General features: G+C 54.2%; 15 protein-coding genes. 4 read left to right on the top strand and 11 right to left on the bottom strand.

Annotated features, from left to right (window positions below; all coding sequences use genetic code 11):
• The first annotated feature begins 278 nt into the window (after positions 1-278).
• Positions 279-1,379 (top strand): hypothetical protein, encoded by a 1,101-nt coding sequence (locus GS632_RS19195; RefSeq protein ID WP_171722347.1) that lies wholly within the window; start codon positions 279-281, stop codon positions 1,377-1,379.
• 104 nt (positions 1,380-1,483) lie between these two features.
• Here the strand turns inward: GS632_RS19195 and GS632_RS19190 are convergent, their stop codons facing one another.
• The gene (locus GS632_RS19190) at positions 1,484-2,368 is read right to left on the bottom strand and encodes a LysR substrate-binding domain-containing protein (protein WP_256368735.1); all 885 of its coding nucleotides are present in this window, start codon (positions 2,366-2,368) and stop codon (positions 1,484-1,486) included.
• 102 nt (positions 2,369-2,470) lie between these two features.
• On the opposite strand from GS632_RS19190, the gene GS632_RS19185 reads away from it, so the two are divergent.
• A complete protein-coding gene (locus GS632_RS19185; RefSeq protein ID WP_171722349.1) occupies positions 2,471-2,695 on the top strand; it encodes a hypothetical protein in 225 nt (74 codons plus the stop codon).
• Positions 2,696-3,056: 361 nt separating this feature from the next.
• Here the strand turns inward: GS632_RS19185 and GS632_RS19180 are convergent, their stop codons facing one another.
• From GS632_RS19180 to GS632_RS19155, 6 genes are all read right to left on the bottom strand, one after another.
• Complete coding sequence (locus GS632_RS19180) at positions 3,057-3,497, bottom strand: thermonuclease family protein (RefSeq protein ID WP_371810129.1); 441 nt, start codon at positions 3,495-3,497, stop codon at positions 3,057-3,059.
• 11 nt (positions 3,498-3,508) lie between these two features.
• Positions 3,509-4,114 carry a hypothetical protein gene (locus GS632_RS22040; protein WP_216601864.1) on the bottom strand — a complete coding sequence of 202 codons (606 nt, stop codon included), beginning with the start codon at positions 4,112-4,114 and terminating at the stop codon, positions 3,509-3,511.
• Positions 4,107-5,420, bottom strand: a complete 1,314-nt coding sequence (locus GS632_RS19170) for a hypothetical protein (RefSeq protein ID WP_171728255.1) — start codon at positions 5,418-5,420, stop codon at positions 4,107-4,109. Before GS632_RS19170 ends, GS632_RS22040 begins: the two co-directional genes overlap by 8 nt.
• A 536-nt stretch (positions 5,421-5,956) precedes the next feature.
• Positions 5,957-7,369 carry a phage terminase large subunit gene (gene terL, locus GS632_RS19165; RefSeq protein WP_171722351.1) on the bottom strand — a complete coding sequence of 471 codons (1,413 nt, stop codon included), beginning with the start codon at positions 7,367-7,369 and terminating at the stop codon, positions 5,957-5,959.
• A 1-nt stretch (position 7,370) separates the two neighbouring features.
• Positions 7,371-7,766 carry a DUF5681 domain-containing protein gene (locus GS632_RS19160; protein ID WP_171722352.1) on the bottom strand — a complete coding sequence of 132 codons (396 nt, stop codon included), beginning with the start codon at positions 7,764-7,766 and terminating at the stop codon, positions 7,371-7,373.
• Positions 7,766-9,268 (bottom strand): DNA methyltransferase, encoded by a 1,503-nt coding sequence (locus tag GS632_RS19155; protein ID WP_171722353.1) that lies wholly within the window; start codon positions 9,266-9,268, stop codon positions 7,766-7,768. Before GS632_RS19155 ends, GS632_RS19160 begins: the two co-directional genes overlap by 1 nt.
• Positions 9,269-9,662: 394 nt before the next feature.
• Between GS632_RS19155 and GS632_RS19150 the strand changes: the two genes are divergently transcribed.
• The gene (locus GS632_RS19150; RefSeq protein WP_371810130.1) at positions 9,663-10,304 is read left to right on the top strand and encodes an alpha/beta family hydrolase; all 642 of its coding nucleotides are present in this window, start codon (positions 9,663-9,665) and stop codon (positions 10,302-10,304) included.
• Between the two features lie 80 nt (positions 10,305-10,384).
• Here GS632_RS19150 and GS632_RS19145 read toward each other — a convergent pair whose 3' ends face one another.
• The 3 genes from GS632_RS19145 to GS632_RS19135 form a co-directional block, all read right to left on the bottom strand.
• Complete coding sequence (locus GS632_RS19145) at positions 10,385-10,849, bottom strand: hypothetical protein (RefSeq protein WP_171722354.1); 465 nt, start codon at positions 10,847-10,849, stop codon at positions 10,385-10,387.
• A 161-nt stretch (positions 10,850-11,010) separates the two neighbouring features.
• A complete protein-coding gene (locus tag GS632_RS19140) occupies positions 11,011-11,700 on the bottom strand; it encodes an ankyrin repeat domain-containing protein (protein WP_253284516.1) in 690 nt (229 codons plus the stop codon).
• Between the two features lie 259 nt (positions 11,701-11,959).
• Positions 11,960-12,946, bottom strand: a complete 987-nt coding sequence (locus tag GS632_RS19135; RefSeq protein WP_171722355.1) for a LysR family transcriptional regulator — start codon at positions 12,944-12,946, stop codon at positions 11,960-11,962.
• A gap of 79 nt (positions 12,947-13,025) precedes the next feature.
• On the opposite strand from GS632_RS19135, the gene GS632_RS19130 reads away from it, so the two are divergent.
• Entirely contained in the window at positions 13,026-14,555 is a 1,530-nt protein-coding gene (locus GS632_RS19130; protein ID WP_171722356.1) for a trimethylamine methyltransferase family protein, read from the top strand.
• On the opposite strand, the gene GS632_RS19125 is transcribed toward GS632_RS19130, so the two are convergent.
• Positions 14,546-15,289, bottom strand: a complete 744-nt coding sequence (locus GS632_RS19125) for a hypothetical protein (RefSeq protein WP_171175718.1) — start codon at positions 15,287-15,289, stop codon at positions 14,546-14,548. The genes GS632_RS19130 and GS632_RS19125 overlap by 10 nt on opposite strands.
• Positions 15,290-15,298: the final 9 nt, after the last annotated feature.

Here is a 15,298-nt window from a genome sequence, read left to right as displayed (position 1 = left end):
GATGACGAAGGGCACGCTCACGAAAGGTCCTTGCTAAGAGTATTCTTGATAGGGGTGTCAAAAGCTGTCACCGATAGAAAGCCAAGGCGACATTTTTAAGGCATAAACCTTTTCGGCAACTAGCAATCAACAGGATGAATGAAGGTGTGATTTCTTTTGCTTACACAGATCTATGACTAATTCTGTCACCCTCCTTTGATAGTTTGACGCCCTTAGTCATCATCAAGGAGCGCCCTTAAGCAATGCCAAGACGAAGCGTGAAGTCGGATGCAAACCGATTGGAGAAGCTGAAAGCCATAGAGGCGCTGCAATCGGCACAGATTACAAATGACTATCAGAAGCTTGTGGCGAAACTTGCCGGCCCACTACATGACAATGTCGCATTGGTTTTTCCCGGACATATGCAGATGCTGTACTTGCTTACAAATGCTCGCCGTCGGCAAGTCTGGAACGCCGTTCTCGCTGCGGAACGCACAATAAGTAAACTTGCTGAAAGCCAGAACAACGTAACGGCCATGCGCCATGCACTATTGTCCCAAAAATCGGCAGACCTGCTCGCCGAGGCATATGGTGACATGCCCCCTAGTTTCGAAGCGCTTCTCTTTCGCTTTGGCTTTGTTGCGCAAGAACAAGAAACCTATTCTAAACTGTATGCTTTAGCCCACGATGGTCCAAGACTGCGTAAGCAAATCCTGAATGAGAAGCGGCTCTCGTCCGGAACAATCGATCGTTTGTCCTATCTTCCTCAAGAATTGCGGTGCCTTCACTTCGCCAAAAGCTTTCAAAAGGACAGACACGTGCAAACATTTGTAGATATCTACGACGAGCTAAGAGCGGAAAACTTCCCGGATTGGAAGGAACTCAAAGACAAGTTGCATTTAATAGTTCGCCAACGGCGTGACGTTTCTTCGTTCATGCGGTCCATGTATGTCCGCCTACCATTCCCGGCGCAACACGTCCCCGATTGTCATCGCGTTCGCTTTCTCTCAAATGGCTTGGCCATGGAAGCGGCTTCCAAACGGTACAGGAACTGTCTTTCGGAGAAAGTGCCGCAAGCCTTGCGAGGAGACCGGCAGTACTACGAATGGACCGGGAAAAAACAGGCGATTGTTGAAATCTTTTGGCATCGAGCGCGGTGGGAAGTCGATGAAATTAGATTGAAAAGGAACCACTGGCCGTGTGAAGAGCTCTTTAAGACCATTCTTGCACATTTTGCTCGTCATGGTGTCAACGTTAAGCCTGATCTTCCCCAAAAGTTGGAACAGTTTATTATGGAAGACACGTTCGACTTCGGGGACCGTCGCACGACGTTTGAGGATAGAAATTTTGACCTCACCTACGTAGTAGATGCGGAACAAAGATTGGGCCAGGCCATATAACGTCAACGACGGTTTCGCTTTCTATGGAGAAGCGTTGTTGGGCATAGCAGCCACTATGTCGCCCTGGTTTCCGAGGCCAGAAATTCATGCGACGCGCTATCTACTCAAGCTTGTCCCGATAGCGCTTCCTGCAGCAGCCATTTCCGTACGGCGCGGACCGCTCTGCGTCTTCCCGCGCGTTGGTTCGTTGCCAGATAATAGCCCCCAAATCCAAGCTCTATGTCGTTGAGGCGGACCAACGCTCCTGTTTCTACCTCAGTTTGACATAGGTGCCGATCCATCAATACAGCACCCAATCCTGCGACCGCGGATTGAATTGACAGGAGAGCCCCCAAAGGCTTTGGCAGATCAAGAGCCGGAACTTCTTTCAAACCAGATTGGCGAAACCATTCCGGCCACAGGCGGAACGTTGCCTCTTCTATCAGTGGCCCTAACGCAAGAGCTGCAAGATCCAAGTCAGCGCCAGTGTCCGGGGCAAAACCCGGCGCAGCAAAGGCGCTGACGAGAGAAGGGAACAACAGATCGTATCCTTCCGGTGGATCGACGCGCAGATATCTCAAGCCCAGGTCAAAATCATGCGCTTCAATGTCCATAACATCGGTTGTTATCGAGAGGTCCAACTCTATGTCGGGATGCTCCGCTTTTAATCTGGGCAGCCTTGGCACCAGCCATTTTTGCGCCACGGAACTCTCCGTTGTCATTGTGACAACCCCTTTGGGTTCGGCGGTCAATGCGTCCGTCGCCTCAGCAATCCGATCAAGCGCAGGCGTGATCTGAGCCAGATAGATTTGCCCCTGCTCCGTGAGTGCGACACCAGATTTTTGTGTACGGAACAGATGTACATTCAGTCGTTTTTCCAACCCACGTATGTGGCGGGAAATCGCCGAGTGCGACACGTTTAGTTCGTCGGCTGCGCGGGTAAAGCTACCCAACCTTCCTGCTGCTTCAAAGGCACGAAGTGGATTTAAAGGCGGCAGGTTTCTTGGCATGGCGCATTGTGACTTTTTGGAACAATCCATGTCAAGAAACGGCGTTTGTTTGATAAGCAGTCTCCTGAGATTTTGCGGGAGTGTCTAACAACGGAGCACGCCATGAAATACGCAGATACACATGAGTTCACATCACAATTTGAACCCGTGATCTCCAGCTCAAAGAAGCCGAATTCGGTCCGCGAGAAGATCAAATCAAGTTTCAGATCATTGTTTGTTTCGCGTATCGATCCCACGCGTTTGACCCGCGTTGAAAGGCGCGAGATGGGCGTGACGGAGCGCGATATCGACTGGCACAACGCCTCACATGGTCCTTTGATCAAATGAACACGTCGGCTTTGGTCAACCTCGCCAGGACGATTCGCTTATGAGACCTTAAGCCTGCCGCAACACCCAAATCAGCAAAGAGATTGATAAAATCAAAATTACAAAAATCGATAGGTCCAGAGCGACTTCGATCAATTTTCGAACCGGTTCCCACATGAAGAAAACCAGAAAAACAGAGACGAAAATCAAAACCAGTGAGAACTTAAGCATTTCACAAAGATTCCCACACAGCAGCGGCAAAACCTAACAATCTGTAGATAAAAGTAACGACCTGCACGGGATCTCACTTGGCTGTCGCCGAGGTTCTGATGAGTGCTCACCTATTGTTACTCTCGCGAATCCCTCGGTGGCTCTTGTTTCACTAGCGACAGTAGCCGGCGCGCTTAATCCTCGATCGAGCCGCAGGTGTTTCGAGATCAGCGTACTTGCCTCCCGAGTAACGACCACAATCGAGCGCATGACCCGCGGAAATCGCTGAAGCCCCGATATCCACCCAGCGCTCTGTGATGCCGTCTTGGACATAGCATGTGCCTACATGACGGTCGTAGGATTTGGCCCCAGTCAAAAAACACGCGACGGATCTGCCTCGCAAATGGTTGACCATCCACCGCCGGGCGTCGCGCCCCGAAGAGGTACCCAATTCTGGTCCATCAACGCCGTTCAAGCGGATCGGCACACCAGATACAACAATAGTATCGACGTCGCGAATTTGCGCCGAACCCACTACATCGGGTTGCTCGACGGAAAAAGCAGATGTTGCGCTCCCCGCCAGCAGAACTATTGATGTCAGAACGGTCTTCACAGTGGTCCTCCTCATAGGTACGGGCACAGACTGCGCATATGGCGCAGCTCGGCTTCACCCACCCCCATCTTTGCAGCCCCCAGATCAACTTCATCGGTAACAATACCTACGTTCGACTTGGTCGACAGATTTACACGGATAGATACACCATCTGCAAAAGAGGTCGCGTAGCAGTAAGCATTATCGTAGTTCCGCTGCTGACTGGTTTCGTAGTTGTGTCCGGCGGTGACAAACCAGTCGTCGTTATGCTTGCCAGCGACGACTGGCACTTCGACATTCTGAAAAATGGTGTAGTTACGCACGATCTTCGCATTCGATTGAGGAGGGACCTGCGGTAGAGACGGCGCCGGCATAGGCACTTCAACGATTTTTTCGATCTCGACAATTTTCTCAACCGGGACTTCGACAGTCTTTTCGACCTCCACGATCTTTTCTTCTTTTGCCCAAAAGATGCCCTTGCCAATACCAAGCGACGACAGTGTTACGGCCATGCCGGTCGCAAGAATGACCAGCCCCGCCATGCCACCTTTGCCGATCCGCTCACGCATGCGCATTGGTGCTTCGTTTTGGGCAAGCGCTTGCTCGATGGCGCTGAAATCATGCTCTACCTTATCCATCATTAACACTCCTTAGTTTCAGTTCCTCCCGGATCGATCGATCCTTAAGGTTGGTCAGACCCTCCGTGATCGGCAAGTATTTGTGGACGATCCGGTCTTTGTAGACGACCTTCTCCACCGTCTGTTTCCGCCGCCAGCGGCGACGCAACACGTACCGCCGTAAGGCCTGTCCAAAGGGCAGAGCGGGAGGAGACGATGCGATATGCGCCGCGACGAAAGCGGCCATACCGGTGGACAGTGCAGCGGCAGCAGCGACACCGCCGACAATCCATTTTGTTACCTCGTTGGCTTGTTGCTCGGTGACATCACCAATTGGCGTGGTGTACCATTTTGCGGCAATGTCATAGATGATCGAAGCACTTGCTTTTTCAGCCACGTGCAAACGGGCTTTCTCGATTTCAATCCCCAGACTAATCTTGTCAATTACCGCCTGAGCGGCCGCTTTTTGAGCAGTCAGCAATGCCGTGTTGGCTTCCATTAGTTGCTGCTGAACTAAAGCGATTTCCGGACCAAAGCTTTCCGATTTGACGAGAACAGCCCGTTCCGCTTCGGCATCTGCAATCATCGCAGTGATCCGCTGTAATTCTGTCTCGATCAGACCGCCTTCCCGCGCTTGCCAACGAGACATTTCCGCAGCAATATAGTTCACGCGCGTTGGCAAAGACCTCTGAGAGGCTTCTCCCTGGCTGCGTATGACCGGGTTGTCACTGTCGGCCCGGCGCTCGTTGTCAGCCGTTTGAGCATCCCATTCTGCACCAAATTTGTCGCGCATTTCTGATGCTCTGTTCAGAAGCGCGACACGATCTGATTTGGCTTGCGTCAGTTTGGCGCTCAAATCCTTGCTTTCGGCGGATGTGTTTAGGTTATCGAGCTGCGCTTGCAGGGCCGCGATGACAGATTTTTGCGCCTCAAAGGACACATCTGTTTCAAGCCCATCTCTACGTTGCCGCAAGGCCTCTAGCTCGGTTTGTGCGAGTTGCACATCATATTGAACTGAACGGAACCAAGTTGATCCCGCCATCGTTACCGTCTCAAATGTGGCTACTATTCCGCCGGCGAGCAAAAGAAGTGCAAAGGGTTTCATAATCCAGCGCGCTCTGTAGAGTGCATACCCTGCTGGTATCTTAAAGAGTTCCAGGCAAGCCAGGATCAGTGGGAAAGCGGCCGCTGATGTCGCAAGCGCGATATCATGATGCTCGCTGAAGGACTGCCAGCCGATGGCACCGGCCAGAGACAGACCAGCGCCGATGATCAGGACTTCTGCGCCGATCGCCACTCCAATGATTTTTCTACTTTCACTATTCAACTTACCCGTTCCTACTGACAGTTTGCGCACTCAGAGACACCGTCGGTTTGATTGCTAAAACTGCCGGCGTTGTCTGCTAACGAATCCTTAATATGCGCAGTGGGCGACAAATCCTGTCACCCTTCGCCTGCGCGGAAACGACAACAGGCGTAGTCTTAATCATGGCGTTATGGATTTAGATACTGGGGTAGCGGCTGCTTATGATTGGTTCTGACGGTGATCAGAAGACAATACGGAAACCATTGAATGCAAGCATACCTGCACCAGTGATCCTATGACCTCGCTTTAACCCAGAACGCTGCGTTTGCCGCACGACATCTTTGAGCTATTCTATCGTCCGGTTGGCGATTTTAGTGTTAACCAGTCAACGGTGATCGAGTTATTTACCTCTTCACGTCGCCGTTGACGCAACTCAACTTCACCTGCTCGCAACATAGCATGCCCCACAGCGCTCTCGGCTGTCGGCCACCGGCTCCTAAAACCATCGTTCAGATGGACTCGAGGCCAGTCATGCATTAACAATCAAGCCGGACCAGTCAGATCTTGTACCGGCTGATTTTGCGCAACTGCCAGGGCTTCTTGTCGAGCGTCCGCAGCATCTGCGAAACACTATCCAGCTGGTCGTCGTAACGGCCGTCCGGCGCTTCCGCAATTTCCGTCAGGAACTGTTCGAGCCATGGCGCAGATTCGGGGAGGCGCACTTGCCCCGCTTCTATCTTGGCGGCTTGTAGCGACAAGCGTTGCATCTTATCGCCTTTCGGATCGAGTCCTTGCACATCCCTCAAACCGTCGTTTAACAAGTCATTACCGAGCGCAAAACCAACGCCCGCTTTCTCGACCACGATCAGCTTGGGCTGCCACTTCGCCCTCAGAGTACGTGCGGCCCTGAGCAGATCCGCGTAGTGGTACTGGGCCCTATGTACATCCAAAAGGTCGATCGTGTCGTTGATGAGACCCCATGTGGTGCATACTGAGTAGTCGTTGTCCACACCGGGAACGGATGCTGTGTCCCAGCTCTGGACGATGGCTTCGTATTGGTTAGGCTTTGGGGCTCCTTTATAGGTGCCAAACCACTCTAGCCTGATAAGGTTGCCCCCGGGTAGCGCAGGCGACTGCTGGTATTGCGCTTCAAAGGCTCTTGAGCCCAGCTCACGTCGTCGTTCCTCAAGCAAGTCGTGTGTCATGCGTTCCGGGTGCAAAAAATCGCCGGGATAAAGGGTCCACGTCGCTCTATTGCACAGTGACAGCTCCTGCGTTTCGGTTGCGATGGCCGGCAGGTTCAGATGCGTCCAGTCTCCACTCGGCAGCAGCCGCCCGACCAGATCATCAACGTGCAATCGCTGTGCAACGATGACAATGGCACCTGTCTTTGGATTGTTAAGGCGGCTGGCAGCCGTATTACGGAACCAGTCGTGGCAGTTGTCCCGCTTCACAAGCGACTCCGCGTCTTCGGCTTTCATCAGATCGTCGAAAAAGAGATAACCCCCACCAACACCTGTGAGGGTGCCTCCAACCGACGTTGCAAACCGTCGACCTTTCGCCAGCGTGTAGAACTCATCGGCGGCGCTCTTATTGGGATCAATCACCGTTTTGGGAAATGTGGTTCGATAAAACTGTGATTGCATCAGGACTCGTGTCTGCCGTCCAAAATCATTTGCAAGGCTGCTGTTGTAGCTGGCACATACTATCTTTTCCGTAGGGTTTCTGCCGAGGAGCCAAGCTGGCAGGGCCACGCTGACAATCTGAGACTTCAAGTGCCTCGGAGGCAAGGTGATGATGAGCCGTTTGATTTTACCTTCTGCGACTTGTGTGAGGATCTGACAGAGCACGCGGAGGTAGTAGCCGTCCACAAACTCATCGCCTGGATTCAGAACACCGAAGGCACGGACGACAAAAAGGTACAGGCTTTTGACGTAAGACGCGCGAACAAGATCATGATGAGGTGTCATATTATTCGTTCGCTTTCGCCATTTCCACAAGCTGGGCCTGCCAGTCAGCCTCCCCAAGGATCACGGCCAGATCCTCGTCAGTATAGCCCACGTCATACTCTTCACCCTGCAACTGCGACGAGGCCAAAACTAGGTTGGTCAAGAGACGCGCCGCACTCACATCACCCTTTGAAGCCTTGTTGAACATCGCCGAGATCACGACATCCATCCGTTCCATCTTTTTCTCGACGCCACCTTCAATGACCGCCACTTTTTTCGCCGCATGTTTCGAGATCAGCTTCAGCAGATTACGCGATCCTTTAGGCCGACCTTTCGGATTACCGGATTGACCAGGTTTAAACTGATGCGCTTTGGGCGGCTTGCCGTATCCAACCTCATCATCTTTGTCCTTCGACATCAGAAATCCTCGTCGATGCTCGAGCCTGGCAAGCTGGCGACGCTTTCTATCGACTTGGCGCTCTCGCCGCCCTTTACCCGGCTCTGCCACAGCTCATGGAAGGGGAGACCCGTTTCTTCATGCATGGCATGAAGCCCGGTCAACTTCTCCCAACGGCTAATTGCGACATCCACGTAGGCCGGAGAGATCTCAATGCCTGCGCAGACCCGTTTCGACATTTCCGCCGCCAGCAGAGTGGTACCAGAGCCCAGGAAAGGATCCAGAACGACATCCCCCATTGCTGTGACGTCAAGGATCGCGTCCCGCACCATGAGAACGGGCTTCACTGTAGGATGCACAGAGAAGTCGTCTTGCTCAGACTTACGACCACCCGTCGCTCCGGCGTAACGCCAGACGTTTGACCGGTTGCGACCGTGGATGCCGAGCTTGACGTTGTTCAGATGCGGTGCGCCGGGACGCTTTGCCACGAGCACAAGCTCGTGCTGGCTGCGATAAAGCGACCCCATCCCGGGCTTGTCCTTGGCCCAGACACAGGTGTTGATCAGCTCCAGCCCCAATGCCCTGACCACCCGCATGAGCACCTCGGCTTGCCGCCAGTCGATGCAGAGAAAAGCGACGCCCCCTTTCTTAAGGGCCTCGGCCATATTGCTGGTCACGACAGTCAGAAATTCTTCGTAGTCGGTCTCAGACATCTCACCCGAGCCTTCGGCAAACTCCGCAAATTTGCCTCCACCCACCGAAAGGTCTTTCGAAATTGACAGGTTATAGGGTGGATCCGTGAAGACAGCCGTAAGGTCACGCCCTGCCAGAGCCCGGTCGACGTCCATCATGTCACGTGCGTTGCCGCAAAGGACACGATGCTCGCCAAGATGATAAGCGTCACCGGGCCGGGTCACCGCTTGTGCGTCCAGTTTAGGAAGTGGCGCGATTTTGTCGAGCGGATCTGGCTCGCCGGCTTCAACGTCATCGAGAATGACGAGACGATCGATCTCAGGAGCTTCGAAACCGGTAACCGTCAGATCCGGCTCAAATTCCAAGAGATAGACCATTTCCAGTTTGAGCGCGGCCTCATTCCATTCACCGCGCTCTTGGATGCGGTTCAGCGCAATCCGAAGAAGCCGGATTTTCTGCTCAGACAAGTCACCCACAACAATGCACGGGATCTCCTTGAGCCCCACTGCCCTCGCCGCCTCAACACGAGTTTCACCGTCGATGATTTCACCATCAACGCCGACCAATGGCGGATCGCGAAACCCCAAAGATCGGATCGATCGTGCGACCTGCGCAACCTGGCTTTTGCTGGGCTTTCGAACTTGGTGGTTCGGTGCGGCTAGCTTCGCCAGATCTGTTATTTCCACAATGAAATTCGGCAACAAGTCATTGCGCGGCTTCTTAGGCGCAGCCGTTTCAGCTTGGTTGCCGTCGACTTCGCCAGTTGCCAGTTTATCGGTGCCTGAGCATAATTCCTCTTCTGCCGATTTATAGGTGAATGTGATACCCATACCCAAACCTCCTTGTCGTCCTCGATGGCGCGGGAGGTGGGGTAATCAAGAGCCACAACACCCGCCGGTTTCGTCTTTTGCAAAGCCCCAGATCTCCATGGGCTTTGCGCGGTGGTTGTGGTGTACCCTTTGAGAAACACAAGATGTCGCGTCCGTCAACAAAAAAATTCCACAGGCTGACGAGTGTGGTAGGAAACGATTAAATCTCGCTCGAACCAGAACCAGCGAAGAATTCAGGTTTTCGCAGAACGATAGAAGGTGGATCGAGGGAGCGCCTAGGGCTGATAGATGGAGAAGCCATGCCTGAGGTCGTTTGGATGGGCCTTTTGCCTGCGATATGGGGTATACTGTCTTCTGAAACCCGCGCTTAGAAGCCCTGAACGCAGAAGAAATCGTGTCGACCAATTTCCTCGAACTCAACCCTGAAGCAGCACGCGCAACCATCATGGCCGCTCATGGTGCCGGTGCTCCGATGGACTCCCCCGCAATGACGGCAATAGCAGAAGCGCTGGCCGAGGAGGGTCTGAGAGTTGTTCGGTTTGAGTTCTCTTACATAGCTGCCCGCCGAAATGAGGGCACCAGGAAGCCTCCGCCACGCGCTGAGAAACTGAATTCAGAGTACCTGGCTGCGATCGAAGAGCTGCAAGCCGATGGCCCGCTGATCATAGGCGGCAAGTCTATGGGCGGGCGTGTGGCCAGTATGATTGCCGATGAGCAGTTTGAAGCGGATCGCATCGCTGGACTGCTCTGCGTAGGCTATCCATTCCACCCGATTGGTAAACCAGAAAAGCTTCGAACTGAGCACCTAAAGCACCTGCGGACCCCGACACTGATCTGCCAGGGAACGCGCGACCAGTTCGGCTCGATGGATGAAGTCAGCCAGTATGAGCTTTCCTCGGCAATCCAGATGAGTTGGTTTGAAGACGGAGATCATGACCTCAAACCACGCAAACGCGTTTCAGGTTTCACGCTTGCTGATCACATCAAGTCCATGGGCGCAGCTGTTTCAGCATGGGTCGACGATCTTGCTATCTAGAAAACAGCGCGCGCATCGGCTCTGCAGGGCCTGATTGGACCTACTGCAGCACACACAACCAGAATTTAACATAACGGCCCTTACCGGTTTTCTGGAGGCGGCCCCACGGTAAGGATTCTTCCATTGCTCCAAACAAGGGCTTCATAGCAGACCTCAGCGCCGGCACCGCCACACCAGCCACCATCCCGACCGATAAGCAACATGCGGTCAGGACCCCATTCGATCAGCCGCCACCCGGTCGCTTGCCATGCGTGAACGGTACCTTCCACGATCAGATAAAGCATGCAGCCACCGGTGCCGCAGTAGAGTGAAGCTGCCGACGAACACGCGTAATCAGATTCGTCGACAAGCTCGGCCTGGACGGTGTCGAACTGCGAACGGAGCTCTATTTTAGTTACAGCATCGCCCGCGTCAAATTCTCCATTTTCGAGTGACTGGCAGTCGGCAGCCGCCCGATCGATAAGTCTCTGAGCGTCTGGAGACACTGCGTATGCTGGGAATACACCCAGAAGGATCGGGAATAGAGTGACAACCAGTGCCCGCATAAATCCGCCTTTCCGAAGAACTGATAAACTCGGTCCTACTATGGCGGTAAGCGACAACTAGTCCAAGCGCGTCGTAGGAGTCGAATAAGATGCACTGTGCCCAAGCCTTGTTGCACCTCGCTGCCAAGCGAATAATCAGGCTAGTAAAACCTTGGGGTCCGTCAATCCATTTGCCTTAGCCGGGCTGCCATTTCCGAGAAGCCCCGCCTCTCCGCGTGTTGCAGCGGTGTCACGCCATCGCGATCGGCAAGTGTCCGATCGGCCCCGGCCTGGAGTAGTGCATCGAGCACATCTTGATGGTTTGCTTCTCCATCGCCCAGAACCACGCTTTCCATTACAGCCGTCCAGTGCAGATTATTTATGTGATCGAGCGGTGCCCCTGCCGCTATCAGTCGGCGAACAATTTCCACATGACCGAGGTGCGCTGCCGCAATAAGCGCTGTACCGTCATAAGGGCTGGTTACCAGTCCTGGATCATTTCCCAATTTAATCGCGAGCAACAAAAGCTCAGGATCATTAGCGACTGCCGCGATGGTAACCACGTCATAGGCGCGTCCCTCCAGTGCATTCATGTCTGCGCCTGCTTCAGCCAAGGCGATCAGAGCTTCATCTTCAGACGCAAAAGCTGCCACGTGCACCGGTGTTCGCCCCTTTGGATCGCGAGCGTTGACGTCAGCCCCGCTCGACGCCAGCCGCCGGATCTCAGCGACATCGCCGTCATGCGCTGCTCTGAAGAGCCCATCGTATCCGGAGACTTCACGAGCGTCCGGGGGCGTTTGTGCTATTGCCGACTGGACGAGTCCAATCAGACAAGCGATGGCGACGAGGTGGTGCATACTTTGGATCTTCATCTCGCCTCCTCCTGGATCAAAGCAACGTCTGGTCTTGGCTCGAGCGACCGATAAAACGGCCAGCCGAATGTTGCTCGGTACGTCAGGAAGATACCGAAAAAGCGATGCGGAGGCGATTCAGCTTCACCTTTGCAGATCAGAAGTGCCGGCTTAAGCGCTGCGCAACAACTCCACAAACCAAACTACGAACAGCAATGCGGAGACGTCTGCTTTTTGTTTTCGATAGTAAAGATAACCAAAGAATATGAGCGGACACTCTTTAGCCAGAGGTCAGATCTTTGGATTGCTCCAGCTCCACACTACGGATCCCGATTTTCCCCATATGACGCGCAATTTTCTGAGCCAGTATCTGTTTGCTCAGTTCCGCAACGGCCGCTGGCAGGCCCCGCAACTCCTCTTTCCTAGCAACAACCGTCAATGTTCGTGACAACCCTGAAACTGGCAGTTCTTGCAGTTGCAGGCTCATGTTTTCCACGAGACCATCGATCAATAGTGTCGGTGTCAAAAGGCTAAATCCCTGTCCTGTCGAAACACAGGAGGTCACCATACTGGAGCGATCTGCTTGTATGACTGTGTCGGGCTCAAACCGCAGTCGACGCAGATGCTGGGCAATCTGCCGTCCCGCATTTGTCGTATCCCCAAAACGGACCAACGGAAGCCTTGTCTGGATAGCTTCCAGGCTTTCGGTCGGGCCGTCGTATTTTTCAGGGAGGACCAAAAGGTAACTCTCAGTCAGAAGATGATGACGCTCCAATCCGTCCATGTCTAAAAATGGGTTCGACGTAATCGCCAAATCCGCCTGTTTGGTGCGCAGCAGATGCTCATGATTACCGCTTTGCCCGGCATGCAGAGTGATGTCTTCGACGTTGAACACCCGTTGTGCAAGATCGATCAATGATGGCGTCAGGGTTGTCGCAATGGAGGCTTGGATACCCACCCTCAGCAGCGTCAGTGATTGTTCGCCAACATGCCGCAATTCGGTTTCCATATCGGACAGTGCATCCAGTATCTTCTGCGCTTTGCCATGCAGTCGCGCACCAGCATACGTTAGCTGAGCAGGTCGCGTACTGCGATCGAGCAGAGACGTGCCAAACGCTTGCTCCAACGCGGTGATGTGTTGGGACGCTGCGGGCTGTGAGAGACCGAGCAGTTTCGCACCGGCTCGCATTTGACCTGTTTCTGCCACGGCAACGAAAACCTCTAACGAGCGCATGAGGCTCGGCGAAATCTTGTGGCGATCGAGCATGACTCATCCTTAGTATAAGAATTTCTGATACTATTTGGTTTTTCTTGGGTTCCGTCAATCGCTGCGGCACCATGGATATATGTCACGCCCTCGTACATCTCGTCGCCGCAAAGCTGCTGCCAAACGCACGCAAGATGAGGTTCGTGCGCCTTTCATTCTTCGCAAGCTTTCGACTTTCAATGTACTCAGCGACGCCGGGCTGGAACAGATCGAGTCAAATGCGGATACCATCCTTGCCGAAACCGGGATGGAGTTTCAGGACGACCCCGAAATCCTCCAGATATTCGCGGAAGCAGGTTGCGATGTAGACGGCACACGAGTTCGATTTCCTTTGAGTTTCTGCCGCAGGACGATTACCGCCACCGCGCCAGGCCAGTTCACGCAGCACGCCCGCAACCCCAAGAACAATGTGCAGCTTGGCGGGGATGCAACGGTTCTGTGCCCGTCCTGGGGTCCGCCTTTCGTACATGATCTGGATCGCGGTCGGCGCTATGCGAATTACAAAGACTTCACCGATTTGGTGAAGTTGCACCACACTCTACCGTGGCTGCATCATTCGGGCGGCGTAGTTTGTGAACCCGTCGATCTGCCCGCGAACAAGCGTCATCTGGATATGCTCTACGCCCACATCAGGAACTCTGACCGCGCGTTCATGGGCGCCTTTATCGGGGCCGAGCGTGCGGGCCACGCCATCGACATGGCGCGGATCGTTTTTGGCGACGAATTCGTGGCCGAGAACCCGGTGCTCTATTGCGTTTCTAACACAAACGCGCCTTTGGTGATGGACAGCCATATGTCCGGCGCCCTGAAAACCTATGCGCGCGCAGGCCAGCCCGTTGCCTGCACACCCTGGGTGCTGACAGGGGCGATGTCGCCCGCGACGGTCGCCGGGACACTCGCGCAAGTGCTGGCCGAAACCATGGCGACGATGACGCTGACCCAATTAGTGAACCCTGGGGCGCCCTGTCTGATGGGCAGCTTTGCATCGACCATGTCGATGAAGTCCGGCGCGCCGACCTTTGGAACGCCAGAGGCAGGGTTGATGGTTTTGGCCGCCGGACAACTTGCACGCAGGTTGGGGGTGCCCCTGCACACGGTGGGCACTCTCAGCTCGTCCAAACTTCCCGACGCACAAAGCCAGCAAGAGGCTGCCTGGGGCCTGATGATGTCGATGTTTGCCGGTGCCAATCTGATCAACCATGCAACTGGCTGGCTCGAAGGGGGATTGGTAACTTCGTTTGAGAAAACCGTGATTGATCATGATCTTTGCGGCAAGATCGGGCGCTTTTTTGATGGGATCGACATGAGCGAGAATGCTCAGGCGATGGAGGCGATAGCAAGCACTGGACCAGGGCAGCACTTCCTTGGGTCGAAACATACGCAAGCCAATTTCATGACCGCGCTTTTTCGGCCGTGGACACCTGATGACAATTCGTTCGAACAATGGCACGCAGCTGGTGAACAGGATGCCGCCGCGCGGGCCAACGTTATCTGGAAAGAACGATTAGCGGGGTATGAAGACCCCGGTCTTGAACCCGATATAGACGCGGCCCTGAAAGACTACATCGCAGCCCGTAAGGCCGAGAAACTAGACCAGGACTATTTCTGATGTGCCTGACTTTCTGCAATATCGCGCATCCGCTCATAGAACGGCACGTGATGCGCAGCTGCGTCGGTATAAGGCTCACCCAGCCGGTCAAGTTCCCCTTGGAAGTCGATGGCTTCAGGCGCTTTGATCGCACCGCTTTGGAGCACTTCGGTGTGCCAGCTTTGAACCGAGCCCCATCCATCAGGCACAACGTCGTTCCAGGTGAACGCGTGGTCCAGGAACGCAAGCCCGGCATACGCCCAGTAGCGGCGCAACGTTGTCTGCGGTTTCGTCCGCAACTGATCTGCAGTGATCACCAACGGGTTTTGTCCCAACTCGGTCAATGCGTTGTAAAGTCGGTATTGCGCCTCATGCCCCAACTCCAATCGCGTAAATTTCGGGTCGCGTTTGGCATAAGACAGCGCTGCTTCGATAGGGTCACGTACCAGAAAAGCATGGGTCATTTCGCCCGCAAACCCTGCGTCGCGCGGCAACCGGTCCGCTACGTAATAAGCCATATCCTTAAAAAAAACCGGGGCGCTCTCTGCCGCCTCGCGGATCATCGCCCGGATATCATCATAGGTAACAGGATGTCCCGGCTCCGGCGAAAAGCCCGGAAAAAGCCTATCTGTTGTGGTCAGGTAATGGTGATACATGAACGGTTCGTGCAGGACCGACAGATCGCCACGCTCGCGCATGATCCGTTCAAACGCCGTCGAAACCGAGCGCGGGTGGCACCGCAAAGCATGTATCATCACCCGTTT

The organism is Ruegeria sp. HKCCD7296 (genome assembly GCF_013110775.1).
Classification (GTDB): domain Bacteria; phylum Pseudomonadota; class Alphaproteobacteria; order Rhodobacterales; family Rhodobacteraceae; genus Ruegeria.
Note: the sequence above shows the minus strand (reverse complement) of the source record. Positions and strands in the feature narration are given on the sequence as shown.